Source organism: Roseateles sp. (assembly GCF_052436255.1).
Taxonomy (GTDB): Bacteria; Pseudomonadota; Gammaproteobacteria; order Burkholderiales; family Burkholderiaceae_C; genus Pelomonas.
The window spans coordinates 1-22,379 of record NZ_JBQVNP010000087.1 but is presented as its reverse complement, the minus strand read 5'-3'; the positions used below and the strand labels follow the sequence as shown (position 1 = coordinate 22,379).

Annotated in this window: 16 protein-coding genes, 1 tRNA gene and 1 pseudogene; 8 read left to right on the top strand and 10 right to left on the bottom strand. The window is 59.9% G+C overall.

Annotation, left to right across the window (positions count from 1 at the left end):
* From ACT6S0_RS18030 to rimP, 3 genes and pseudogenes are all read right to left on the bottom strand, one after another.
* The coding region (locus tag ACT6S0_RS18030) for a translation initiation factor IF-2 associated domain-containing protein (RefSeq protein ID WP_444765173.1) at positions 1-481 on the bottom strand (481 nt) is incomplete at its 3' end.
* 46 nt (positions 482-527) lie between these two features.
* Positions 528-2,006, bottom strand: coding sequence for a transcription termination factor NusA (gene nusA, locus ACT6S0_RS18025; protein ID WP_444765172.1), 1,479 nt, complete (start codon positions 2,004-2,006; stop codon positions 528-530).
* A gap of 116 nt (positions 2,007-2,122) precedes the next feature.
* Positions 2,123-2,629 (bottom strand): annotated as a pseudogene (gene rimP / locus ACT6S0_RS18020) (ribosome maturation factor RimP); the annotation flags it as partial.
* Between the two features lie 261 nt (positions 2,630-2,890).
* On the opposite strand from rimP, the gene fabI reads away from it, so the two are divergent.
* Positions 2,891-3,673, top strand: a complete 783-nt coding sequence (gene fabI / locus ACT6S0_RS18015; protein WP_444765171.1) for an enoyl-ACP reductase FabI — start codon at positions 2,891-2,893, stop codon at positions 3,671-3,673.
* Positions 3,674-3,766: 93 nt separating this feature from the next.
* On the opposite strand, the gene ACT6S0_RS18010 is transcribed toward fabI, so the two are convergent.
* Entirely contained in the window at positions 3,767-6,040 is a 2,274-nt protein-coding gene (locus tag ACT6S0_RS18010) for an Orn/Lys/Arg decarboxylase N-terminal domain-containing protein (protein WP_444765170.1), read from the bottom strand.
* 130 nt (positions 6,041-6,170) lie between these two features.
* Here ACT6S0_RS18010 and ACT6S0_RS18005 point away from each other — a divergent pair, with 130 nt between their 5' ends.
* Together ACT6S0_RS18005 and ACT6S0_RS18000 are read left to right on the top strand one after the other, a co-directional pair.
* Positions 6,171-6,599, top strand: a complete 429-nt coding sequence (locus tag ACT6S0_RS18005) for an NfeD family protein (protein WP_444765169.1) — start codon at positions 6,171-6,173, stop codon at positions 6,597-6,599.
* Positions 6,600-6,626: 27 nt separating this feature from the next.
* The gene (locus ACT6S0_RS18000; RefSeq protein ID WP_444765168.1) at positions 6,627-7,544 is read left to right on the top strand and encodes an SPFH domain-containing protein; all 918 of its coding nucleotides are present in this window, start codon (positions 6,627-6,629) and stop codon (positions 7,542-7,544) included.
* A gap of 290 nt (positions 7,545-7,834) precedes the next feature.
* Here ACT6S0_RS18000 and ACT6S0_RS17995 read toward each other — a convergent pair whose 3' ends face one another.
* On the bottom strand, positions 7,835-8,551 hold the full coding sequence (locus tag ACT6S0_RS17995; protein WP_444765167.1) for a helix-turn-helix transcriptional regulator: 717 nt from the start codon (positions 8,549-8,551) through the stop codon (positions 7,835-7,837).
* 78 nt (positions 8,552-8,629) lie between these two features.
* Here ACT6S0_RS17995 and ACT6S0_RS17990 point away from each other — a divergent pair, with 78 nt between their 5' ends.
* Both ACT6S0_RS17990 and ACT6S0_RS17985 read left to right on the top strand, forming a co-directional pair.
* On the top strand, positions 8,630-9,025 hold the full coding sequence (locus ACT6S0_RS17990; protein ID WP_444765166.1) for a hypothetical protein: 396 nt from the start codon (positions 8,630-8,632) through the stop codon (positions 9,023-9,025).
* A 29-nt stretch (positions 9,026-9,054) separates the two neighbouring features.
* A tRNA-Ser gene (locus ACT6S0_RS17985) sits at positions 9,055-9,144 on the top strand.
* Between the two features lie 152 nt (positions 9,145-9,296).
* On the opposite strand, the gene ACT6S0_RS17980 is transcribed toward ACT6S0_RS17985, so the two are convergent.
* The 5 genes from ACT6S0_RS17980 to ACT6S0_RS17960 form a co-directional block, all read right to left on the bottom strand.
* Positions 9,297-12,440, bottom strand: coding sequence for a sacsin N-terminal ATP-binding-like domain-containing protein (locus ACT6S0_RS17980; protein ID WP_444765165.1), 3,144 nt, complete (start codon positions 12,438-12,440; stop codon positions 9,297-9,299).
* Positions 12,437-15,979: a helicase-related protein gene (locus ACT6S0_RS17975; protein ID WP_444765164.1), complete on the bottom strand. Its 3,543-nt coding sequence runs from the start codon at positions 15,977-15,979 to the stop codon at positions 12,437-12,439. The genes ACT6S0_RS17980 and ACT6S0_RS17975 overlap by 4 nt, the downstream gene beginning before the upstream one ends.
* 88 nt (positions 15,980-16,067) lie before the next feature.
* Complete coding sequence (locus tag ACT6S0_RS17970; RefSeq protein ID WP_444765163.1) at positions 16,068-18,065, bottom strand: hypothetical protein; 1,998 nt, start codon at positions 18,063-18,065, stop codon at positions 16,068-16,070.
* The gene (locus ACT6S0_RS17965; protein ID WP_444765162.1) at positions 18,062-18,622 is read right to left on the bottom strand and encodes a hypothetical protein; all 561 of its coding nucleotides are present in this window, start codon (positions 18,620-18,622) and stop codon (positions 18,062-18,064) included. Before ACT6S0_RS17965 ends, ACT6S0_RS17970 begins: the two co-directional genes overlap by 4 nt.
* Entirely contained in the window at positions 18,612-19,907 is a 1,296-nt protein-coding gene (locus tag ACT6S0_RS17960; protein WP_444765161.1) for a dsDNA nuclease domain-containing protein, read from the bottom strand. The genes ACT6S0_RS17965 and ACT6S0_RS17960 overlap by 11 nt, the downstream gene beginning before the upstream one ends.
* Positions 19,908-20,047: 140 nt before the next feature.
* Here ACT6S0_RS17960 and ACT6S0_RS17955 point away from each other — a divergent pair, with 140 nt between their 5' ends.
* From ACT6S0_RS17955 to ACT6S0_RS17945, 3 genes are all read left to right on the top strand, one after another.
* Complete coding sequence (locus ACT6S0_RS17955) at positions 20,048-20,242, top strand: type II toxin -antitoxin system TacA 1-like antitoxin (protein ID WP_444765160.1); 195 nt, start codon at positions 20,048-20,050, stop codon at positions 20,240-20,242.
* Between the two features lie 475 nt (positions 20,243-20,717).
* Positions 20,718-21,032 carry a hypothetical protein gene (locus ACT6S0_RS17950; protein ID WP_444765159.1) on the top strand — a complete coding sequence of 105 codons (315 nt, stop codon included), beginning with the start codon at positions 20,718-20,720 and terminating at the stop codon, positions 21,030-21,032.
* Positions 21,033-21,133: 101 nt separating this feature from the next.
* Positions 21,134-22,099, top strand: coding sequence for a DUF932 domain-containing protein (locus tag ACT6S0_RS17945; protein ID WP_444765158.1), 966 nt, complete (start codon positions 21,134-21,136; stop codon positions 22,097-22,099).
* Positions 22,100-22,379 lie beyond the last annotated feature (280 nt).

Genomic DNA, 22,379 nt, shown 5'->3' with positions numbered 1-22,379 from the left:
CACGGCGCGCCTCGGCGGCTTCGCGCGCGGCGCGCTCGCCATCCTCGCGCGCCTTCACCTTGGCGGCCAGCTCCTCTTCCTGCAGACGCAGCGCGGCGGCTTGAGCTTGCGCCTCTTCCTCGCGGCGTGCCAGGTCAGCGTCATCCTGGCCATTGCTGGCCTCGTCGGCGCCGGTGGCATCGTCACGCTTGATGAAGGTGCGCTTCTTGCGCACTTCGACCTGGATGGTGCGGGCCTTGCCGCTCGCATCGGCCTGCTTGATCTCGGTGGTCGACTTCTTGACGAGAGTGATCTTCTTGCGATCAGTCGCTGCAGTGCCATGCGAGGAGCGCAGGTGGTCGAGCAGGCGTTCCTTGTCGTTCTCGCTCAGCGCGTCATCGACGGAAGACTTCTTGACGCCCGCGGCATGCAGCTGCTCCAGCAGCGTGCCCGCCGGCTTGCTCAGCTCAGCGGCGAATTGGGCGACGGTAGTCACGGCCATGTGGGGATCCTTCAAATTACTTTTCGGTGCGGCGCGGCGTGCGTGATCAGGCGTTGAACCAGTGTTCGCGGGCCTTCATGATCAGCGCGCGCGCAGCGGCCTCGTCTTGTGCGGTCAGCTCGACCAGTTCGTCGACAGCGAGGTCGGCCAGGTCGTCCCGGGTGTTGATGCCACCTTCGGCCAGCTTGCTCAACAGCTCGGGCGTGACGCCTTCGAGATCGCGCAGGTCCTGCGAGACCTCATCGACCTTCTCTTCGCGGGCGATCTCCATCGTCAGCAGCGCATCCTTGGCACGGGTGCGTAGCTCGTTGACGGTGTCCTCGTCGAAGGCCTCGATCTCGAGCATTTCCTGCATCGGCACGTAGGCGACTTCTTCCAGGCTGGTAAAGCCTTCGGCGATCAGGATGTCGGCGACTTCGGCATCGACGTCGAGCTTCTCGACGAAGAGCTTGCGAACGCTCTCAGCCTCGACCTCATGCTTGGCGGCCGACTCCTCGGCCGACATGATGTTGATGCGCCAGCCGGTCAGCTCGGACGCCAGGCGCACGTTCTGGCCGCCGCGACCGATGGCGATGGCGAGGTTTTCCTCGTCGACGACAACGTCCATGGCGTGGCGTTCTTCGTCCACGACGATGGATTGCACGTTCGCCGGTGCCAGCGCGCCGATGACGAACTGGGCCGGGTCCTCGCTCCACAGCACGATGTCCACACGCTCGCCTGCGAGTTCAGTGGTCACACCGTTGACGCGCGAACCGCGCACGCCGACGCAGGTGCCGATGGGATCGACGCGGCGGTCATGGCTGACGACGGCGATCTTGGCGCGGCTGCCGCTGTCGCGGGCGCAGCTCTTGATCTCCAGCAGACCTTGCTCGATCTCGGGCACTTCCTGGGCGAAGAGTTCCTTCATGAACTCAGGGCTGGAGCGCGACAGCATGATCTGCGGGCCACGCTGGGTCGGATCCACCCCGAGGATGACGGCACGGACGCGGTCGCCGGTGCGCAGGTTCTCTTTCGAGATCATCTCGCTGCGCTTGAGCCGGCCTTCGACGCGGCCGCTCTCGACAATGATGTCGCCCTTGTCCAGGCGCTTGACGGTGCCGACGAAGATCTTTTCGCCGCGCGACATGAAGTCGTTGAGCAACTGCTCGCGTTCGGCGTCCCGGATCTTTTGCAGGATGACCTGCTTGGCTGCCTGGGCACCGATGCGGCCGATGGTCAGGGACTCGACCGGCTCTTCGATGTGGTCGTCGACCTCGATATCGGAAATCTGCTCCTGCGCCTCGAAAAGCAGAATCTCGGCGTCGGCGTTCTGCAGGCCCGCCTCGTTGGGAACGACATGCCAGCGGCGGAAGGTCTCGTACTCACCGGAGTCGCGATCCACGCTGACTCGGATGTCGGCCTCGGCGCCGTAAATCTTCTTGGTGGCCGAGGCCAGCGCGGCTTCGACCGCACCGAACACGACATCGCGCTCCACGCTTTTTTCGCGCGAGATTGCGTCCACCAGCATCAACATTTCGCGGTTCATTGCTTGAGACCTCCGTCAACCTTGTCTTGGCCGGGCGCCACCTCGGTGGGTTCGCCCGCTTGTTTCTTAGCTGCCGCTTTTTTCGGCTTGATGACGCCGCGCTGACCGGGCTTGCGGTCGGGCGCCGGCGCCCCGCCCCGCCCCTGGAAGCTGAAGGCCGGGACGAGACGCGCCTCGCGCACTTCGTCGAGCGTGAAATCGAGCGCCTGGTCGGCCACGCCGTCGTCGAACACCAGGCGCCACGCCTGGTCGCTCGTCGCCTCGGGTTGTGCGCTGACGACACCGCGGTACTTCTTGCGCCCCTGGAAAGGAAGCTTCAGCGTGATGTCGACTTCCTGGCCGGCGAAGCGGGCGTAGTGGCCGGCATTCTTCAGCGGCCGGTCCAGCCCGGGAGACGACACTTCCAGCCGGCCGTACTCCAGACCTTCGACTTCCAGCACATACTGCAGCTGGCGCGTGACCTTCTCGCAATCGTCAACAGTCACCAATTCACTGGCAACGGCGTCGGCGGGCAGCTTGTTGTCGATCATCACGCGCAGCGTTCCACCTGCACTGCGTTCGCAGTCCACGAGCTCGTAACCAAGACCGGTCACGGTTGTCTCTACAGCGGTTTGCCAACTCATGCGGGTAAAGCGTTCCAGATCCGAAAAAGCGCGCGATAGAAAAGCGAAAAAGCAAAAAAAATGGGCTGGATGAATCCGCCCACCTCGTTCCTCAGAATTCGGCCCCGGGGGATATCGTCCGGCGCTCGCGAAGCCTGCTTTTCAGCCGGCTCTCATTTCTGGTGAAGCTCGGATTGTACTGTGCAAGTCCCGTGCCGGCAAGCCGCTACGCGCTTCACATGCCAGAATCCAAGGTTGTTTGAGACCTCACAGGAGACAAGAATGGGCTTTCTCGCCGGCAAGCGGCTGTTGATCACGGGCGTGTTGTCCAACCGTTCCATCGCCTACGGCATTGCACGTGCCTGCCATCGCGAAGGCGCTGAGCTGGCCTTTAGCTATCAGGGCGAACGCTTCAAGGAGCGCATCAGCGAGTTTGCCGCCGAGTTCGGTTCGAGCCTGATCTATGACTGCGACGTCACGAGCGACGAGCAACTAGAAGCCCTGTTCAATCAACTCGGCGAGGTCTGGAGCGAGTTCGACGGCTTCGTTCATTCCATCGGCTTTGCACCGCGCGAGGCGATAGCAGGCGATTTTCTCGAAGGCATGACGCGCGAGAACTTCCGTATCGCCCACGATATTTCGGCCTACAGCTTTCCAGCCATGGCCAAACTCGCCGCACCGCGGCTGCGTGCCGGCTCCGCATTGCTGACGTTGAGTTATCTGGGTGCGGCGCGCATCGTGCCCAACTACAACACGATGGGCCTGGCCAAGGCCAGCCTGGAGGCCAGCGTGCGCTACCTGGCGCAGGCTCTGGGCCCCAAAGGCGTTCGAGTCAACGGCATTTCCGCTGGTCCGATCAAGACCCTGGCCGCCTCCGGCATCAAGGACTTCGGCAAGCTGTTGGGCCAGTTTGCGGCCCAGGCACCGATCCGCCGCAACGTCACCATCGACGATGTCGGCAACACCGCTGCCTTCCTGCTGTCGGATCTGGCCGCAGGTATCAGCGCCGAGATCACTTACGTGGATGGCGGCTTCAGCCACACCGCGATGGCCGCAGAGTCCTGAAGATCGCGGCCACGCGGCAGACCGCGTGGCAATGCAACGGCAGCCACCGCAGGGCCAGCCACCGGACGCCGCAGTGGCACGTCCGGTGGCGCGTCAGGCCTTCACGCAGTCGACGTAGTAGTAGCCCCGACCGGTCTCGTCGTCGATCTCATGCACGAGGCCGTGCACGTCCGTCGCGAAGCCGGGAAACTTGGCGTTGAAGTTGCGGGTGAACTTCAAGTAGTCCACGATCTTCTTGTTGAATCGTTCGCCCGGAATCAGCAAGGGAATGCCGGGCGGATAGGGCGTCAGCAAAGATGTCGTGATGCGCCCTTCCAGGTCGTCGATGCCGACCCGCTCGGTCTTGCGCTGGGCGATGTGCGCATAGGCGTCCGTCGGCGTCATGGCTGGCTGCAGGTTGGACAGATACATGTCGGTCGTCAGCCGGGCAATGTCGCCTTCGGCATAGGCCCGGTGGATGGCCTGGCAGAGGTCGCGCAGCCCCATGCGCTCGTACTTGGGAAACTTAGCGCAGAACTCCGGCAGGATGCGCCACAGCGGCGCGTTCTTGTCGTAGTCGTCCTTGAACTGCTGCAGTGCCGTCAGCAAGGTGTTCCAGCGGCCCTTGGTGATGCCGATGGTGAACATGATGAAGAAGGAGTAGAGCCCCGTCTTCTCGACGACGACGCCGTGCTCGACCAGAAACTTGGTAACCACCGACGCCGGAATGCCGTTCGCCGCGAAGCGGCCTTCCATGTCCAGTCCCGGCGTGATGATGGTGGACTTGATCGGGTCCAGCATGTTGAAGCCTTCGGCCAGCCCGCCGAAACCGTGCCAGTCCTCGTCGGCGTGCAGCATCCAGTCAGCCGCCACGGGTTCGCTGCCCTGGTCATCCTGCGCGCGCAGGAAGTCCGGCCCCCAGACCTTGAACCACCAGTCGTCGCCATAGTCGCCCTCGACCTTTCGCATGGCACGGCGGAAGTCCAGGGACTCGCGAATGCTCTCCTCCACCAGCGCGGTGCCGGCGGGCGGCTCCATCATGGCGGCGGCCACGTCGCAGCTCGCAATGATGGAGTACTGCGGCGAGGTCGATGTGTGCATCAGATAGGCCTCGTTGAAGAGGTGCTTGTCGAGCTTGACCGTCTGCGAGTCCTGCACCAGCACCTGCGAGGCCTGCGAGATGCCGGCAAGCAGCTTGTGGGTGGACTGGGTCGCGTAGACCATCGCCTCTTTCGGGCGCACGCGGTTCTTGCCCATGGCGTGGAACTGCCCGTAGAAGTCGTGAAAGGCCGCATGCGGCAGCCAGGCCTCGTCGAAATGCAGCGTCGGGATGTAGCCGTCGAGCTTCTTCTTGATGGTTTCGGTGTTGTAGAGCACGCCGTCGTAGGTGCTTTGCGTCAGCGTGACGATGGCCGGCCTGACCGCCGCCGGGTCGACATGCGCCAGCAGCGGGTTGGCCGCGATCTTGGCGCGGATGGCCTCGGGGCTGAACTCGCTCTCGGGGATGGGGCCGATGATGCCGTAGTGGTTGCGCGTCGGCGTCATGAAGACCGGGATGGCCCCGCACATGATGATGGCGTGCAGGTTGCTCTTGTGGCAGTTGCGGTCGATGACGACCACGTCGCCCGGAGCGACCGTGTGGTGCCACACCATCTTGTTGGACGTGGAGGTGCCGTTGGTGACGAAGAAGCAGTGGTCGGCGTTGAAGATACGCGCCGCGTTCTTTTCGCTGGCCGCGACCGGGCCGGTATGGTCCAGCAGCTGACCGAGCTCTTCGACGGCATTGCAGACGTCGGCGCGCAGCATGTTCTCGCCGAAGAACTGATGGAACATCTGCCCGACAGGGCTCTTCAGGAAGGCGACGCCGCCGGAATGACCAGGGCAGTGCCATGAGTAGGAACCGTCCTGTGCATAGTCCATCAACGCCTTGAAGAAGGGTGGCGCCAGGCCGTCGAGGTAGCTCTTGGCCTCACGGATGATGTGGCGCGCCACGAACTCCGGCGTGTCCTCGAACATGTGAATGAAGCCGTGCAGTTCACGCAGCACGTCGTTGGGCAAATGCTGGCTGGTGCGCGTCTCACCATAGACATAGATCGGGATGTCCGGATTGCGGTTGCGGATTTCTTGGATGAACTTGCGCAGGTTCAGTACGACGGGATCCATCTCGGGCCCAGCGGTGAATTCCTCGTCGTCGATAGAGAGGATGAAGGCCGACGCGCGGCTCTGCTGCTGGGCGAACTGGGACAAATCGCCGTAGCTCGTAACGCCCAGGACTTCCATGCCCTCCTTCTGGATGGCCTCAGCCAACGCGCGGATGCCCAACCCCGAGGTGTTCTCCGAGCGGTAATCCTCGTCAATGATGACGATGGGAAAGTGAAAACGGATCATCGCGGACTCCAGCGGGAGAGCATCACAAAAACGAAGCGGCGAAGTGTAGGGCCGCAACGTGTCCCGGCCATGGCGCCAGCTCTTCCTGAGCCGTCTAAACTGAGCCCACACCAAGGCCTTGGGGGGCGAGATGGACTTGAACTGGACCACCGTCTGGTGGATCACGGCCGGCGTGTTGGTCGCCGCCGAGTTGGCCACTGGCACCTTCTACCTCTTGATGCTGGCCGTGGGCGTCGTGGCTGGCGCCCTGGCGGCGCATCTGGGGCTTTCGCTAACTGGGCAGATGCTGGCGGCGGCCTTGATTGGCGGCGCCGCGGTTGTCGCCTGGCACAGGCAGCGCAGCAAGGCACCCAGGGCCGCCCCGGCCTATTGGAACCCTGACGTCAATCTGGACATCGGCCAGAGCGTGCAAGTCGACGTCTGGTCGGCCGATGGCAATGCCAAGGTTCACTATCGCGGCGCGGCCTGGCAGGCCCGCTTCATCGGCAGCGCGCCGCCGGCAAGCGGCCGGCACGTGATCCGTGCCGTCGAAGGCAGCTGCCTGCTGCTCGACCGCTGAACCTCAACGAAGCCCGGAGACTTCCCCATGGGATTTGAAATCGCCCTCGTCATTCTTGTCATCGCCGCGATCTTCATCGTCCGCGCCGTCAAGGTCGTTCCCCAACAAAACGCCTGGGTCGTCGAGCGCCTCGGCAAGTACCACGCGACACTCACGCCAGGCCTGAATTTCCTTGTGCCATTCGTTGACCGCCTCGCCTACAAGCATTCGCTGAAAGAAATCCCGCTGGACGTACCGAGCCAGGTCTGCATCACCAAGGACAACACCCAGCTGACCGTTGACGGCATCCTCTATTTCCAGGTTACGGATGCAATGCGAGCCAGCTACGGCTCGAGCAACTACATCGTGGCAATCACGCAGCTCGCCCAGACAACGCTGCGCTCGGTCGTCGGGCGCATGGAACTGGACCGCACCTTTGAAGAGCGAGCCTTGATCAACACCTCGGTGGTTGAAGCCTTGGATGAGGCTGCGCTGAACTGGGGCGTCAAGGTGCTGCGCTATGAGATCAAGGATCTGACGCCCCCGCCGGCGATCCTGCACTCCATGCAGGCCCAAATTACGGCGGAACGCGAGAAGCGCGCCTTGATTGCGGCGTCGGAAGGCCGGCGTCAGGAGCAGATCAATATTGCGACTGGCGAACGTGAAGCCGCCATCGCGCGCTCTGAAGGCGAGAAGCAGGCTGAGATCAATCAGGCGCAGGGGGAAGCCGCCGCCATCACTGCGGTCGCTGACGCCACGTCAGACGCCATCCGCAAGATAGCAGCCGCCATTCAGCAGCCCGGCGGCGACCAAGCGGTGCAGCTCAAGGTCGCCGAGAAGGCCGTTGACGCCTATGCGCAACTCGCTCAAAAGAACAACACGATGATCGTGCCAGGCAATATGAGCGAAGTAGCTGGCCTGATCGGCACGGCAATGGCGCTGCTCAAGGCGGGCGGAAGGCCGTAGGAGCCAAGGCTTGAAGCAAAAAAACCCGCGAGGACCCTACAAGGGTGGTCGCGGGCGCAAAGACGTTCGGGGGGCGCCGAACGAAAGCGATGGAGGTGTCGCTTTTCCTACGATCTGGTCAGATGACCGGGATCAGTTGCCAGTGATGGGAAAGCCGAACAGCTCAGCAAAGACTTCCCAGAAAGAAACTTTTTCCATTTGCGCCATCCGCTGGTTGCGTTGAGATGGCACTCAGTGTGTCGGACAGCTCCGCGGCGGAAAACTACCAACCCTGGTAGGGGGCGACAGCTTCAGAGAACGCCCAACTCCATCGCTTTCAACACCGCTTGATGCTTGGTCGACACGTCGAGCAGCTTGAACAGTTGCTTCATGTGGTAGTTCACTGTGTTCTCGCTGATGCCCAGCAGGCTCCCAACGACCCACGCGCTCTTGCCCTCCATGGTCAGCTTCAGGATCTCGAGTTGGCGCGGCGGGAGCCTTGACTGACGTTGAGGCGCCCTCTTCGATACGAGCAAGCGCCCGGCAGCATCCTGGGCATGAACCGCAAGCAATTGCAGGTCCGCAATCATCCGGTTCAACTTGATCGGATCTTTCGGCAGAGGCGCCTCCCGATCCACGCCGAGGAGCAGCCGGCGATAGCCGGACATCTGGACGCCAACCGCGACACCAGTTCGGTAGCCGAACGGCGCGTACATCTCCCACAACTCGCCTGCGCCAGCGTTGACATAGAAGGCTTGGTCGTAGATCAGGGGCTTGGTGAGATGGGTCAGAGCCCGATGCACCGGATCACGCTGCGCGTAGCTGTTGTCCCGGGATGTCTCCACGAACGCGTCCGGTGTATTGCCCACCGCGACGTATTCGGTCTTCGCCCCCGGCCCCCGATGCTCAATCGCAAGCACACCAACGACGAGGCCGAAATCCAGGTCGTTCGCAAATTCAATCAGACCGCGTCGGAGGGACGCGAGGTCCTCCGCCTGACTGACTTGTTCGTACCGCTGGAGGTTCATGCGCTACTAGGGTTGGTAGGCGCAGCCCAGCGTTGAGGAACGCAAACTGCAATCCCATCCAAATAGTGGGAGTTCCGAATGCAGATGACAGCGTGGCAACTGATGGTCTGCGAAACGGTCGTCAAGACTGTAAACGAGTTCGAAATGGTGACGCATGAACTGCGCCACGTCGGGAGCAGCGTCCGCGTCCATGATGCAAGCTCCGGCCTGCGGTCAGGCCAGGAGGTCTGGGCAACGTCGAGGGGCGGGGAGCCAATCCAGATCGCCTGGGAATGGACGGAAATTCAGTCAGACATCGTGGCCCTGTTCGACCCGATGAACATCCTCTGCAACGTTGCCCTGATCGACGGCCAGGGCCAGACGTTGGCGCGTTCACGACGCATGCTGCACCTGAACAATCTGGTTCATCGACTTGATTGGCAAGGCGCACTGGAAATGCACTCGGCCAGGCGCGATGCAAGGCCCGACACCTGACCATCTTGGGTTATCATGGCGGGCTTGCAGGAGAGGTGGATGAGCGGTTTAAGTCGCACGCCTGGAAAGCGTGTGTGGGTTTATCCCCACCGCGGGTTCGAATCCCGCCCTCTCCGCCAGAAAATCAACTAAGCCCATGTTTTACATGGGCTTTTTTGTGTCAAAACGCGTCAACTATCAAACCGACTATCAACCCGTGTATCGGTTGATCGAGACGACCGACAGAGGGCGCTACGCATCATTCCGAGCAAGGCAGCGGACGGCGGGGCGTTCAGTCGTCTTCAACGCTTAGGCTAGCTCTAGCATCCGCCAGGTGCGTCTGGGTGAAATAGATGGTCGTCTTACGCCCACCCAAGGTGACCTCGACTTCGGTCGACGCCGCCGTGGCGAGCAGTTCGCGCATCGAGTTCCTCTGAGAATTGGCGTACTGAAACGCAGCAGCGTGATTGGGGCAGAGCGCGAGGTACGCTGCCCTGTATCGTTTCGGCTGACCGTCAACTAGCTCGACTGCTTCAAAGTAGTACGCGCCCGTTGGCAGCCTGAAAGGGAGTTCATCCTTACATGCTTGGCAGATCATCTGCCCATTGCCGTTGGTGTACTGATCCCTGAGGTAAACCTTCGCCTCGGCCTTCGCCTCGTTGACGCCGATCTGCACGGTGCGTTCGCGGACCGCAACAGACTTGTCCGGCGTAGCCAGCACATCCTCACTCACCCGCTCGCGGCGGCGATCGGGGTTCGATACTGGCCGCTCGGGGAGTTCAATCGGGTCCAGATGACGCCGCTTTGCTTCCGCAAGCATTCGTTCTTGCTCGTCTTTCGGGAGTGACTTGAACTCAAGCGCTCTAGCGAGCTGCTCTTCAGATTCGAATCCAAGCTCTCTGCGGTGCTCAGCACGGACCTCCGATTCAGCACTTTTTCTCTTTTCCTCCGCCCCAAACTCCACGGCCTCCAGCCACTTGTAGCCAGCGTCCACCGTCAACCCCTTGGGCAGCAAGCGCGCAGCGGCGGATCTGGGCTTTACAAAGGTACCGTCCGTCTGAGGCACCCACTCGATCTCTCGCAGCTTGCAGACGAGCTGAGAAGGGGAACTTCTTGGGCCCCCTCGATCGGTGAACTGGAACACCGCCTGCAACACACTAGGTCTGGCAGACTCACTACGACACAGCGCCTTCCAAACTAGTTGAACAGCTGGAAGAGCCTTGGCCTTGAGCAATAGCGCAGCCTCTGAGGCAAGCGCAAAGTCCCGATTGATCATGTTCCCAGCGCGCTCGCCCGGCGCCTTCGACAGGATGCTGCCCCAGTTAGGGTTCGCGTAACAGCTCGCCGTGTCAGCAAGCCTGTCGAACTCGGTTTGACATCCGAGTGCCTCAGCAAACTTGATGATTCGGTCCAATGGGATGCCGCACTGTAAGTACCAGCCGTCCAAGGGCCAGCGCTTCAGCTTCTGGTCGGTCGTAAGTTCATACAGGTAACGCAGTCCTGTGCGTCCAAACGGCTCATCCAAAAAGACTCGACCGGCCTCTGCCCAGCTCGCTGAGAGTGCGGCGACCTTGAAAACCTTAGCTCCAGCAAACATCCCCTTCGAGTGCGGGTTGCCCTCAAGAAAGGCCATCATTCTTGGAAGGTCAACCTGGTACTCATCCTCTGTCGGAGCCCTAGAGGCGTCCTTGTAGCGTGACGTCAGCAGCAGCGAGATCTCGTCCAGTTCGTTGGGCTCGCGAACGCCAATCTGCTCCAGAAACCTTCGGGCGTCCTGCTGCTGCGACTTCCTAGATCCGTCTTTCAACACGCGTTCATCAACACGATGGCGGCGGTCTGACTCGCTCCAGGGGCCGGTCTGGAAGTACGCCATCGAACCTGTGCCCCACTTCCCTGAGGCCAGGGGGATAAAGTAAACATCATCCAGTCTTCCGAAGTCGCCTTCCTCTTGGCAATACTTGAACAGGTGGGCATACAGCGCCTGAAGCCACTCGAAAGACTTTGCAGCAATCCATTCGAGAACCTTTTGGTCAAGATCACAGGGATCCCAGGTCGAAGTGGACTTCCTCGCGCGCGACTCCAGAAACTCAATCAGCGCATCGGTCTCCCATAGCGGAATTCCAAGACTCGCCAAAAAGCGATCTTGGTTGCTGTTCTTCTGCGTTGCACCAATCGCCCAGTCGGGGCTGTCCTGACGCGAAGTGACGAACGCCAGGTCTCCCCGATTAAGCAGCACCTTGAGTGAGGCTTTCGCCTGAACGAGCCGCGTGGCAGGCGCGTGTCCACCGCGATGCGTGGGCACCAGTGAGGCACTCTTCATCTCGTCCAAGATGCTGGTCCTGATGATCTTGTAACGCTCCGGCAACGAATCCTCGTTGTTGGGAAGTACGCCCAGGAAGTCGCCACTCAACAAACCAAGCTTCTTGATAGCGTGCAAAGACCTCGCCGCAAGTGCACCAAGTTGCCCGAATAGCGGCACGTTCTCCGGAGAGTTCTTGATGCTCGCCCGACTCAGTTCAGGGACGAATGGCCCGTGAAGATGGAACCGAAGCCCAGAGGTCTCTTTGTCTGCTGGGAAGAATACTGACACCTTGCCGCGTTCCGCCGGGACAACCCTCAGCTGATCCCGAAGGGCCACACTGCTATCGAATGCCTTTCGATCACCTGTGAGTGTCAACTCAAAGGCGATAGCCACGTGCTGCCGCACAACCCCATCGACCGGCGCTTCAAAAGCCTTGTCTGGTTTCACAGGGGAACTGAAGCGCAACCAGTGCGAGCTGAGCACGTCCCTGCCGTCCAGTTGCTTCAGAACCTCCACGTGGTTCTCGCTGTGCTCCTCGCGTAGCAGCGCTCCCTCCTGGGCACCTACCTTCCACTTGATGTATCCGAGATTACGCAGAAACAGGAGGGTGTTCTCGGAAAGCTGCTCAAGGCCCGACTTGACCTCCGCGAAGGCTTCTTTAACGTTCTTCTTGACATTGTTGAACGGGAACTCAAAGCGCGTTCTGTCGCCCAGACCTGGCTTGCAAGGCACCTCCACAGGAAGCACCAAGCGTTCGATTCGAAAGCTGTACTGTTTGGAGTACACCACCGGTGTGTCGGTGTAGACAAAAACGGACTTGAAGCCAACGCCGAACTTTCCGATTTGGTCTGGATTGCCCTTCTTGCTGCTGTTGAAGATTCCAGTGATCCCGCGAATGTCCCGCTCGTTGAAGTGTCGTGAGCCGTTGTGCTCGAACGCACATCCGTGCGGGGACAACTCAAATGCAACTTCCGTGGCTCCGGCATCTTCAGCGTTTTGCAAAAGCTCGAAGATGAAGTGCGCCTCATCGGGATAGAAGTCCTCAAAGATACCGAGATTGATGTCCCCCCCGTTGGCCTCAATGCCGTCCAAAAGAAGCTGCCGGTTCTTGGCAATCTGCTGGATTAGACTCATTGAGCTCTCCGAACTTGGAGCACGCCAAACACTGACAGCGCGGCCCTGATGTCGCCGCTTTCCGCTGCTCGCCGCAGCTCGGCAACCCGGACATCGAAGTCGACTGTGGCACGCTCTAGCTCTGCCGCCTTCATCACTCGAATCTTGTCGTTAGTGGCACGTTGGATCTGATCCTCAAGCATGGATCTTCTTGCGCCGAAACTCGCAGTAAGGCTTTGAATCCGAACACCCACAAGTTGCCGGTTATCTTCCGAATGCTGAGTCGACTCTGCCAACCAATGCTGGTGATGAACTGCATCCAACTCGTCCAGGATGCGTTGGGAAGGCAGCTCAAGGTCAGAAGCATCAGCTGACAAAGGCAAGAGTTCCAGAAGTTCGGAAGCCACCCGGGCATCAGCAGCGACTGGCACAAGCTCCTCGTCCCGCCTTACTCCCTGTCTCGTCCAGCGGTAAATCGCGAACGGATGAATTCCCTCAGGAAGAAGATCATGTGAGACTCGCAACTTGACTGAGACTACCTCCGGCTCGTGCAGGAAAGCTGCCGCCTGTCGCAACAGTGGATGTCCCAGAGCAAGTAGCACGGCGGACGGGTTCTCGACCGCTGCTTCTTGTTCAAAAGTAACCTGGAGAGTTGGCACAACGCCTTTGAGCCATCTCTCCCACGATCGACTCATTGGGTCATTCGATCGAGGCAATTTTCGGTAGTCCTCCAGCAAAGAGGCGCGGCCTTCAACGCCAACGCGGAGCGTCTTCAACGCCTTGTCTCCAAGCAAGTACTCCTGCTCCTTGCCAAGTCTTCGAGTGAGGTACGCCGTAAGGGCGACGCCGAGCGCCAATGGTTCTAACCAATAGTTGCGAGACTGTGCCAGTCGTTGCTCCCAACTTGCAGCAGCAATGTTGAGACCGAACAGCTCGCCCTGACGCTGTTCCAACTGCTGCTCCTCTTCTATCTGACGGATCTTGTTGTCAGCCAGTTGCTGTAGCCGTCGTGATCGCTCAACCTCACTCAGACTGAAGGTCTCTGCGATGCTGTGTAGCTCGCGAGTGATGTCGCCAAGAATCTCTTCGTTGCCCCCGATCGCGTGCTGAAACACACCAATGCGTGAAAGGCAGCGGTCGTATATGTCGCCGTCGATGGTCCCAGGGGTGACGAAGTTGAAGATGCCAACCGTCTCACTGGTCTGCCCATAACGATCGATGCGGCCGATACGTTGTTCAATCCGCATCGGGTTCCACGGCAAGTCAAAGTTAACAAGGCAGTCGCAGAACTGAAAGTCCAATCCTTCGCAGCCGACCTCGGAGGACAGCAATATGTCCAACGCAGACTCGTCCTCCTTTGGTAGGGAGAAGCGACGACGAAGATCGGCTCGGTCTTCGTCGGAGATGCCCCCATGCACAAGGCCGAACCGAACTCCTTCGTGGCTCAGCTTGCCTACCAAGTAACGCAGGGTGTGCCGGAAGGTGCTGAAGACGAGTACCTTGTTGCGTGCCATACCGAGCTTGTCGCGCACAACGTACATAAAGGCATCAGCCTTTGGGTCTCGTGGATCAAGACGCTTCGCCCGCTGAATGAGCGACTCAATGTCACCTTGGATCTGCTCAATGAAGGCTTGATCACGTTCTTCAGCGTCTACGCCGTCATCGTCCGATTCGAGTTGAGCGAGCTTCCCCTGAAGGATGTCCTCAAGTGCGGGGGCAAGACCATACAGGCTACTTGCAGCCTGCCGACTCACCGTAGTCATCATGAACTTGACGTTCTGATTCCCGTGCAACCGTCCCAGGATGCGAGCTATGACAGACAACAAGTCATCGTGCAACTCCTTCTGGTTCGGCGTGAAGTCCGTCGTTACCGTCTCAGCCTTTCGCGTAGTGAACTCGCCGATGTCTCGTCGACGTGTCCGATTTATGAGCGAGCTGAACGTATACAGGCCCTCTAACGCCGCGATCGTCTTGATTCGCGACGGCCCGTCGTCCGCCCCCTCCGCAAGCCCATCGTAGATGTGCTGGAAACCAGGGTTAACGGCTAGCACCTCTAGGCCCCAGGTTGTTCCTGCAACAAGTCGAAGCTGCTCACGTACGTCCTCGGCCCAGCCCTCACCTCCCCGTCTACAGGCCTGAATTCCGGCATTGATGAACTGATTCGGCTCGGCCATCTGCTCAAAGCTGGCGGGGTCGATGATGACGTCTGGCCGAAGGACGTTTAGAAGAGTGAATAGGTCTTCACGTCCAAGCTGCACTGGTGTCGCAGAGAGGAAAACGACAGCCTCGGCGTTGTCCGCAAAGTACCGCACTGCCTGATGGAGGAAGGTCTCGGAATTGCGAATGTGATGCGCTTCATCGACGATGACCAGATCGAACTTCGGGGGCGGGTCAAGTTCAAGGAGCCCTGGGTCGCGAGACTTACCCTTGCCCGATTTTCCGAACAACAAGTCCTTGTCGAAGAGTGAGGTAGGGAGGATGGCCTTCTCGTACTGCGTAGGCCAGTCGCCACTCAGATGAGTTTCCTTGATGCAGTGCCTGAGCAGAGAGCCATCTAGCGGGACGAACGTCTCGTCAAACCGCTTCATCTCCAGCTCCCACTTCCGCTCCGCGACAAGAGCCTTCGGGCAGATGATGAGAACCGACTTGATGTCGCTGCGCGCCTGCAGCTCCTTCAACATGAGCGCGGCCTCAATCGTCTTGCCAACCCCTACCTCATCAGCGACCAACAGTCGCGGGCGATCCGCGCTAATCAGCTTGAAGACTGGTCGATATTGGTAAGGGACAAATCGGACGCGACCAGAGTTGAGCGAGTACAGAGACGACGCTGATGGTGACGAGAGCTGCAACGCACTCAACAGCGCTGACAGCTCGGCCGCAGTGACGAGCTTTCGGGTGTCGTCCTGTTCGTCGATTGCCCGCAACTGGCTCTCGTAGTAGACCTGTTTGCCCCCCCCTTCAAACACCCGGTAACGGGTCTCCACCGAGACACTAGCGAGCACCTCGATCACAGGAAACAACGTTGCAGGGTTGGACTTCAGGCAGAGCAATTGCCCAACAGAAAACTTCGGCGCTGTCAGCGGCGGCACCGGCTCAGGGAGTGATGCAACAGCCGGAGCAGACAGTGGAGAAAAACGTGCGAGCGAGGACTGCTTGAACAGCTCGACCTGGCTCAACAACTCAGCATCGGCACCAACGACCTGCAGCAGGCGACCAAGGGTATCGGCGTCCCTGAAGGTGTCCGTTGGGCTGAGCCCAGCGGCGGGTGCATGCGCCCATCTATTGCGCACACTCTGCAGTTCCTTTACCCAGTTACGGGCCTCCCGAGGCAGAGGTTCAGCGCCAGCGAGTTCATTCCAGTTCTGATCCAACACCCGCAGCACTGCGGCCAAGTCGAGGGCTGCTAGCGACTGGATTCGCTTCTCCTCGATCAGACGTTGCTGCTGAAACGTAAGGCGAGTGACCACTTGAGCCTGCCACCAGCTCGCGCTCAAAGCCGGCAGCTTTGCTTCAAGCCATCTTGCAATAGCTCCGCCAGATTTGCGCAGCAGTTCATTCATCTCACACCCCTGCTATCGGTCCTGAAGTTCAACTTTGAAGCAGTCGGAAGAACAATGCTCGTCCAACCATGCAGCAAGCTCACACGTATCACTCAGCGTCATCTAACGAGGCGTCCAAAATCGACGAATCACGGGGTGGATCCGGAACGTCGTAGTACGGAATGAGTGGCGGGTCATCTCGACTACCTGGTGCCATATGCCGGCTACGCACGTCCAAGCTCAGCCCTTCAGGAACTGGGAAGAATTCCTTGTCAATCAGAACGAACTGGGTCGCGTTGAGCTCGGTCGCAGCGAGTTCATAGACCATGCTGTAGAAGTCCCTGAAGAGTTCGAGGTTCTCCCGCTCACTGACATTCTTCATCGCCGAGTCAATGACAAGAACTGACGGGAGCGACGCCCCCTTCTTGGCAGCCAGTCGATGCAATGCGATCGCATAGCAAGACTTGAAGATCGTCTTCATCCCCCCGCTGCCCATGTTCGCGAACGAGGTGACGGCAAAGTCTGCAGCCTCTGTTGGCGCGACTTCCGGAACGAGCGTCTTCGGGTCTATGGTCACCTTGTACGTGGCGGTCACCCCAGGGAAGCTGGAGCGCACCAAGCAGTCCAGCAGCAAACCTTCAAGCTCTTCGAGGTTGGAGCGATCCTTGAACGCCTTTTCTCGCTCACGGCTTAGCTTCACACGAAGCTCTGACTCACTGCCTCTCAGCGAATCTGCAGTTGAAAGCAGCTCCTCAAGCCGCTCTGGGAGCTTTCGATAATTGAGGAGCGAGCTGACCTGTTGTTCGATCACAGTAGCCTCGCGCTCAAACTCTAGAGCCTTTGACAGAAAGGCCGAGTCGTAGTCGCGCAGTCGCTGGTCCAACGTCTGGTCAACGATCGCCTTCTCGCTAACAGTTCTCTGCAACTGACGTGAGATTGTTCGCTCTTGCCTCCGAAGGCCTTGCAACGATTCCTGCAGTTCAACGAGACGAGACTTGAGGTCAGCCCCGACAACCTCATCGCTTAGATGCTCGTGTAGCTCCTCCGACTCCGGCTGCCCGCAAACTGGGCAGAGTGCTTCGAGCCGAGATGGAAGCGGCTGCGTGCAGCGCGGGCAATCGACGAAGTCAACGGAGGCGAGTAGCGCGCGAGCAGACCGCGTTCGACTGAAGCGAACGGACAGCATCTTGAGTTCGTTCAGATGGCGTTCAGTATTGGCCGCCCTGCTTCCCACGGCTTCAGCCATCTCTTCCAGGCTCTCCACATCTGCGGAAAGCGCACGTCCTCTAGCCCTCAGCGCATCGACGGCATGGCCACCATCGCCCCGCCCAGTCCGCGCCACTTCGGCCGCTGCTCGGACCCGGTCAAGTCGAGCCCGAAGTCCCTCAACTCTGTCGTCAATCTCAGCCGGACTCCCTAGCCCGGATTCCTCAAGAACCTTGGAGAGCGCTCCCGCAGCGGCCTTTGCAGCCATGCGCTGCTCCATCAGACTCTGGAGCTCCGCCTCCAGTGAGGCCACCTGATCTTGGTGATACCCGAGCACAAATCGCATCGCGTCAACACTTTTCGCGCGCCTGCTGTAGTCCCCCTCGCTGTCTAGCCGGAAGAAATCGCTGTCGATGTTGTCTTGGTCCAGATAGCAGAATCGAAAGAGGTCACGAAGACTCAGACGCTCCAGCCGCTCTTCAGCCGTCCGACGCCCCTTGCGAACCTTGGGCACTGGCAAGCTTGCAAGGTGAAAGAACACATCCGATAGCACCTCAATGGTCGTACCGGGAACAACAACGCCGTCCGCCTTGCGGGCGGGCATCAAAACCTCCATTACCTGGTCACCTTCAGCCCAGGCTGCAATGACATTGGAGGACTCGCGTTCGCGGTAGATAGTGAGTCGTCTGCCTTCAACATCCACGCTCAAGTCGGCGGAGTTGAACTCCAGCTGCAACGCTGGGGTGAGCTGAATGTCAGCGCCCAAGCAGTAGTCAATGAGTCGAGCAATGCTCGACTTTCCCGCACCAATCTTTCCCCAGAAGAAGCTGATCTGGCCAAACTCGATCGTTTCCACCGAGCGCCTGAAATGCAGACGAAGTGCTTGGAGCTTTACTTTCATATCGTGATGGGGTCGCCCCAGCGCATGTTGGAGATCTCAGGAAACGTCGCATAGACAAAGTCCTTCAGCGCGGTGCCTGAATAGTTCCCGAAAGTCTTGTCTATCAGCTTCGCCCTGGCGGCAAGGTCCTGCAGCTCACGGTCTTCAGCGAGGCGCGAAGCAGCCAGCTCTCCAGCGTCAGTCAACTGAATCTTGACCGTTCGTCCATCGACCCAGGCACGTAGCAACCCCTTGCTTGAAAGCAGGGCAATCCATCGCCGATAGCGATGGTCCCAGGGCCCGTATCGGAAGCGAACCATCTTGGATTCGATGGTGGTCTTTTCGAACTCTTGAATGCGTGCCGGCTCGGTCGGCTTGTCCTTGGCCTTCAGTGCGCGCTCCAAGCAATTGGGATAGCGCAGCAAAAAGTCCAGCTTAGCCAGCTTGGTCACTCCATCTACGGCCTTCGCCTTGCCATCGCGACCTGAGTGAGCACCCATGAGCATCAGCAAGCGAGCCATGTGTAGGTTGTCGTCTAGCTCTGTCGTTGCCAGTGCTTGCACAAGCTCAAGTGCCATCGCCAGCTCCATCAACAGATGCACCCCATGCAAACTTACAGCTTCCCGAGAGAAGTCCAGCTACGCCTTGCAAGGTCTCCGCTCGTTCACCATCGACAGTGGCTCTATCGTGCCTAGCGAGCTCATCTGCCTTTTGAAAGACTCCTTGAAGGATCTTCAGACCCCGGCGCCGCTCATCGGGTTCGGCAAGTAGGACATCAAGCTCCACCTTCTTGCAGGCAACCAGCATTGCGCTCTCTAGCTGCCTCGTCTTACGCAGCGTTCCCTCCGCATCAACGTTGGCCTCGGCGAGCAACCGCTCCTCTGCAGACATCGCCAGCATCCAAAGCGCGTCGAAGAACGGCGCAACATATCCGGCGGCCATCTTCTGGCGCAGCCTCTCCTTCTGCCCGGAAGCCTGGCCCAGTTGAAGGTGCCCACCTACGTTTGCATACCGGAAACCACTCCCCGGATGCTGGCGAATCGCCTGTTCAAAGTCTTCCTTGGCGATGCGCTTACAACGCACCATGGCTTCAGGCCGACCATCCGACTGCAACAGGGAGGCATAGAAGTCCAGCGCGGGAACGGTCACCGAACTAGCTTTACCAACCAGCAGCAGCACCTCGTCTCGAACCTTTTCCAGCCAACCGACCGTGAAGTTCTTACAAGCTGGAATACCCGATAGAACGCTGCACAGTTGCTCCCGGAAGTCCTCCAGGTGCGGCCCAGACTGGAACCCAAGCTTGCGCAACACGCGGAACACCACGTCGGCAGCCGCGCCGGTGTACTTCACCAGCGCCTCGAATGACGCCTTGTACGGCTGAGGAAGTTCCGACCAGGTCAAAACGCTCAGGCAAAGATCTCGGACGCGGACAGGACTGCTCGCAAGTCGAGCGGGAGCCTTCGCGGTTGCACCGGGCACGTATGGCTTGATATTCGAGAAGAGGACGTAGCGCTCGAAGCGAGCCGAATAGGCCGCCTCGTGCTCAGCGAACTTCTTGATGGCATCGCCGAAACTCGCATCGGAGCAAGTCCAGCGTGCATTTGGCGTGGAGTCGGTCTTCACCTGCACTGCATGGAAGAGCCCAGATGGCAGTTCCCCGAGCAGGTCATCATGGTGCTCACACCAGATGGCTGTGTAGTCGTTGATGCCGGCCACGGCAGCAGCAAGGAGCGTCACCCCGGCGCTCCATTGATACATGAAGAGCGCCTGCGTCTCGTCCCCACGGTCGCTCTGAAGCGTCGCGTGTCCGTCAACCTGGCCAGGCGTCCCTAAAGAAGCGAGCGATGGTCCTTCTTGCGCCATATCTGTGCAGCCTCCCTTGCCTTTTCGGCTTACTTTTCCAGCGACTCTCCTAGCGAGCCAACTGCACGGCACATTTACTGGGCCTTGATTGTTCGATACATTCCATTCGTTGTAAAGGCATTGCACAGACGAGGCGCCATATGAACGAGCGCAAGACCGAGGCGATCAACCTCCGCATGGCTCCTGGCATGAAGGATCTCCTACGCCGCGCAGCGGAGCACGAGCACCGCACGCTGTCCAACATGCTCGAAGTTCTCATCCTCGACTACTGCAGAACGAAGAATTTGATGGATGCCAAGAGCGCGCCCTCGAAGCGACCGAAGGTGGTGAAGTAGGCCTGCTGGGGTCCTAGCCTGCAACACCATCGGAGGCCGATTTGCGCATCGGCTTAGGCCTCGATCGCCTCCTGAATTTCTGGGTCGTGGAACTGTTGCTTCGTCAGCCCGGCGCGCTGAGAGGCGGGACGCAGCCTGATACCGCCATTTGGATCAGCTTTTGCGCTACTTTGAGGCACCGTCCATCTTTTGGAAGCTCGATCTTGGTTGTGGCGCAGCCCCCACCCGTTTGTAGCGCTTTTCGGTCACATATAACTCCCTTGAGAGCGCCAGGGCAGATGTCCTGAAGCTCGAACAGTGCAGCCTTTGTTAGGGCGGTCTGGCGCAGCTGTGGTGGCGCTAGCCATCCTGGCATCTACCGACATTGCAGACAGCACGAGGCCTCGCGCGGCAGTCCCTCACATGGACTGTCTCGCGAGGCCTTTTGCCGTTCGTCGTGCTGCTCTCAATCCCTCATCGATCACCAGGAGTTCCTATGTCCGTCCAATGTCCTCGTTGCCAGTCTCATCACGTCACGACGCTCGATCACGCCAAGCAGGCGGGCGGTCTGATCGGCGCGGTCGGTGGCGCCGCCAGCGTCTTGGCCGGCGCCCGGGTCGGCGGCACGGTCGGCGCCGTTGCGGGCCCACCCGGCATGCTGTTGGGCAGTGTGGCTGGTGCGCTGCTCGGCGCACTGGCTGGCGCTGCCTCCGGTGGCCTGGTTGGCGCGAAGGTCGGCGCCATCGTCGACGAGCGCGTCCTCGACAACTTTCACTGCGAAGCCTGCCACCACGCCTTCAGCAAGACCTGAAGCTCCAACCTCGCCATTCACCGTCAGCACGCCACATGCAAGAAGGCCGCCCTCACCGGAGCGGCCTTCTTGCTTTGTGGCATCACTAAAGGAATCAAATCATGAGCCACGCCGTACAAACGATGGCATACCTAGGCGCAGCACCGTGGCACCAAATCGGCAACCAGCTGCCGCCCAAACAATCCATCGAGGTCTGGGCAGAGAAGGCCGGCATGGACTGGTCCATCTGCGAAGCGCCGGTCCGCTACATGACCGAGCAAGCGGGCGTGCTTGGCTCCATCATGTCGTTCGACGAGCAGAAAGTGCTGTATCGCAGCGATACCAAGGCTCCGCTCTCAGTTGTCGGAGATCGGTTTCGCGTCGTTCAACCGCTCCAAATCCTCGATTTTTTCCGCGAAATTTCCGATGTCTCGGGCCTTTCGCTCGAAACGGCCGGGTGCCTGAAGGGTGGGCGCAAGTTCTGGGCCCTGGCTCGCACCGGAAAGGAAGCCACGCTGAAGGGCTCGGACACGGTCCACTCCTACGTGTTGCTAGCCTCGGGCTGCGACGGGTCCCTCGCCACGACCGCGACTCACACTTCGACGCGCGTCGTATGCGCGAATACCCTGGCCATCGCACTGAATGGCGCTACCAACGCCATCAAGGTGCCGCACCGCACCAGCTTCGACGCGATGGCGGTCAAGAAGCAGCTCGGCATTGCTGTGTCTCAGTGGGACACGTTCATGCAAAACATGAAACTTCTGGCGGAGCGAAAAGTGAAGCGATCCGAAGCCATGCAGTATCTGCTCAACGTTGTGAGCGACACGGCGGCCCCGCCTCAGACGACTGGCCTTGCCAACGAGCGGGCGCTAAAGCGCATGCTGGAGTTGTTTGATGGCCATGGCCGAGGCGCAGAGCTCGCAGCGGCGAAGGGGACAGCATGGGGTCTGCTGAACTCCGTGACGGAATACGTGGACCACGAGCGAAGAGCGCGCAGTCCGGAAGCGCGTCTTGACGGCGCCTGGTTCGGGCCAGGGGCCGCCCTGAAACAGCGCGCGCTCGATCAGGCCATGCAATTGATCTCATGACCGAATCCGGCAGACGGCGATAAGAGCCGTCACATCACCGCAAACCCCGGCTCTGCTCATGCAGGTCGGGGTTTTGCTTTTTTCCACCCAGTCTCTTGAAGCCTTCAGGCGGCCCAAGAGATCCCATCAACAAATAGGAGTAAGCGGTCATTGAACTACGCCCCTTGCCACCGCCATCGTGGCGGCGTAGACATTGCTCAGCGCGCTCCCAGCTCGATACGCCACGGCAGCAGCGCGGCGTAGTCGTCCACGGTCCTGGCATTGGGCAGCGCGACGAACA

Bases quoted from the DNA above. Each gene is read 5' to 3' on its own strand.
- nusA (WP_444765172.1), bottom strand. From the start codon at position 2,006: ATGAACCGCGAAATGTTGATGCTGGTGGACGCAATCTCGCGCGAAAAA.
- fabI (WP_444765171.1), top strand. From the start codon at position 2,891: ATGGGCTTTCTCGCCGGCAAGCGGCTGTTGATCACGGGCGTGTTGTCC.
- ACT6S0_RS18010 (WP_444765170.1), bottom strand. From the start codon at position 6,040: ATGATCCGTTTTCACTTTCCCATCGTCATCATTGACGAGGATTACCGC.
- ACT6S0_RS18005 (WP_444765169.1), top strand. From the start codon at position 6,171: ATGGACTTGAACTGGACCACCGTCTGGTGGATCACGGCCGGCGTGTTG.
- ACT6S0_RS18000 (WP_444765168.1), top strand. From the start codon at position 6,627: ATGGGATTTGAAATCGCCCTCGTCATTCTTGTCATCGCCGCGATCTTC.
- ACT6S0_RS17995 (WP_444765167.1), bottom strand. From the start codon at position 8,551: ATGAACCTCCAGCGGTACGAACAAGTCAGTCAGGCGGAGGACCTCGCG.
- ACT6S0_RS17990 (WP_444765166.1), top strand. From the start codon at position 8,630: ATGCAGATGACAGCGTGGCAACTGATGGTCTGCGAAACGGTCGTCAAG.
- ACT6S0_RS17980 (WP_444765165.1), bottom strand. From the start codon at position 12,440: ATGAGTCTAATCCAGCAGATTGCCAAGAACCGGCAGCTTCTTTTGGAC.
- ACT6S0_RS17975 (WP_444765164.1), bottom strand. From the start codon at position 15,979: ATGAATGAACTGCTGCGCAAATCTGGCGGAGCTATTGCAAGATGGCTT.
- ACT6S0_RS17970 (WP_444765163.1), bottom strand. From the start codon at position 18,065: ATGAAAGTAAAGCTCCAAGCACTTCGTCTGCATTTCAGGCGCTCGGTG.
- ACT6S0_RS17965 (WP_444765162.1), bottom strand. From the start codon at position 18,622: ATGGCACTTGAGCTTGTGCAAGCACTGGCAACGACAGAGCTAGACGAC.
- ACT6S0_RS17960 (WP_444765161.1), bottom strand. From the start codon at position 19,907: ATGGCGCAAGAAGGACCATCGCTCGCTTCTTTAGGGACGCCTGGCCAG.
- ACT6S0_RS17955 (WP_444765160.1), top strand. From the start codon at position 20,048: ATGAACGAGCGCAAGACCGAGGCGATCAACCTCCGCATGGCTCCTGGC.
- ACT6S0_RS17950 (WP_444765159.1), top strand. From the start codon at position 20,718: ATGTCCGTCCAATGTCCTCGTTGCCAGTCTCATCACGTCACGACGCTC.
- ACT6S0_RS17945 (WP_444765158.1), top strand. From the start codon at position 21,134: ATGAGCCACGCCGTACAAACGATGGCATACCTAGGCGCAGCACCGTGG.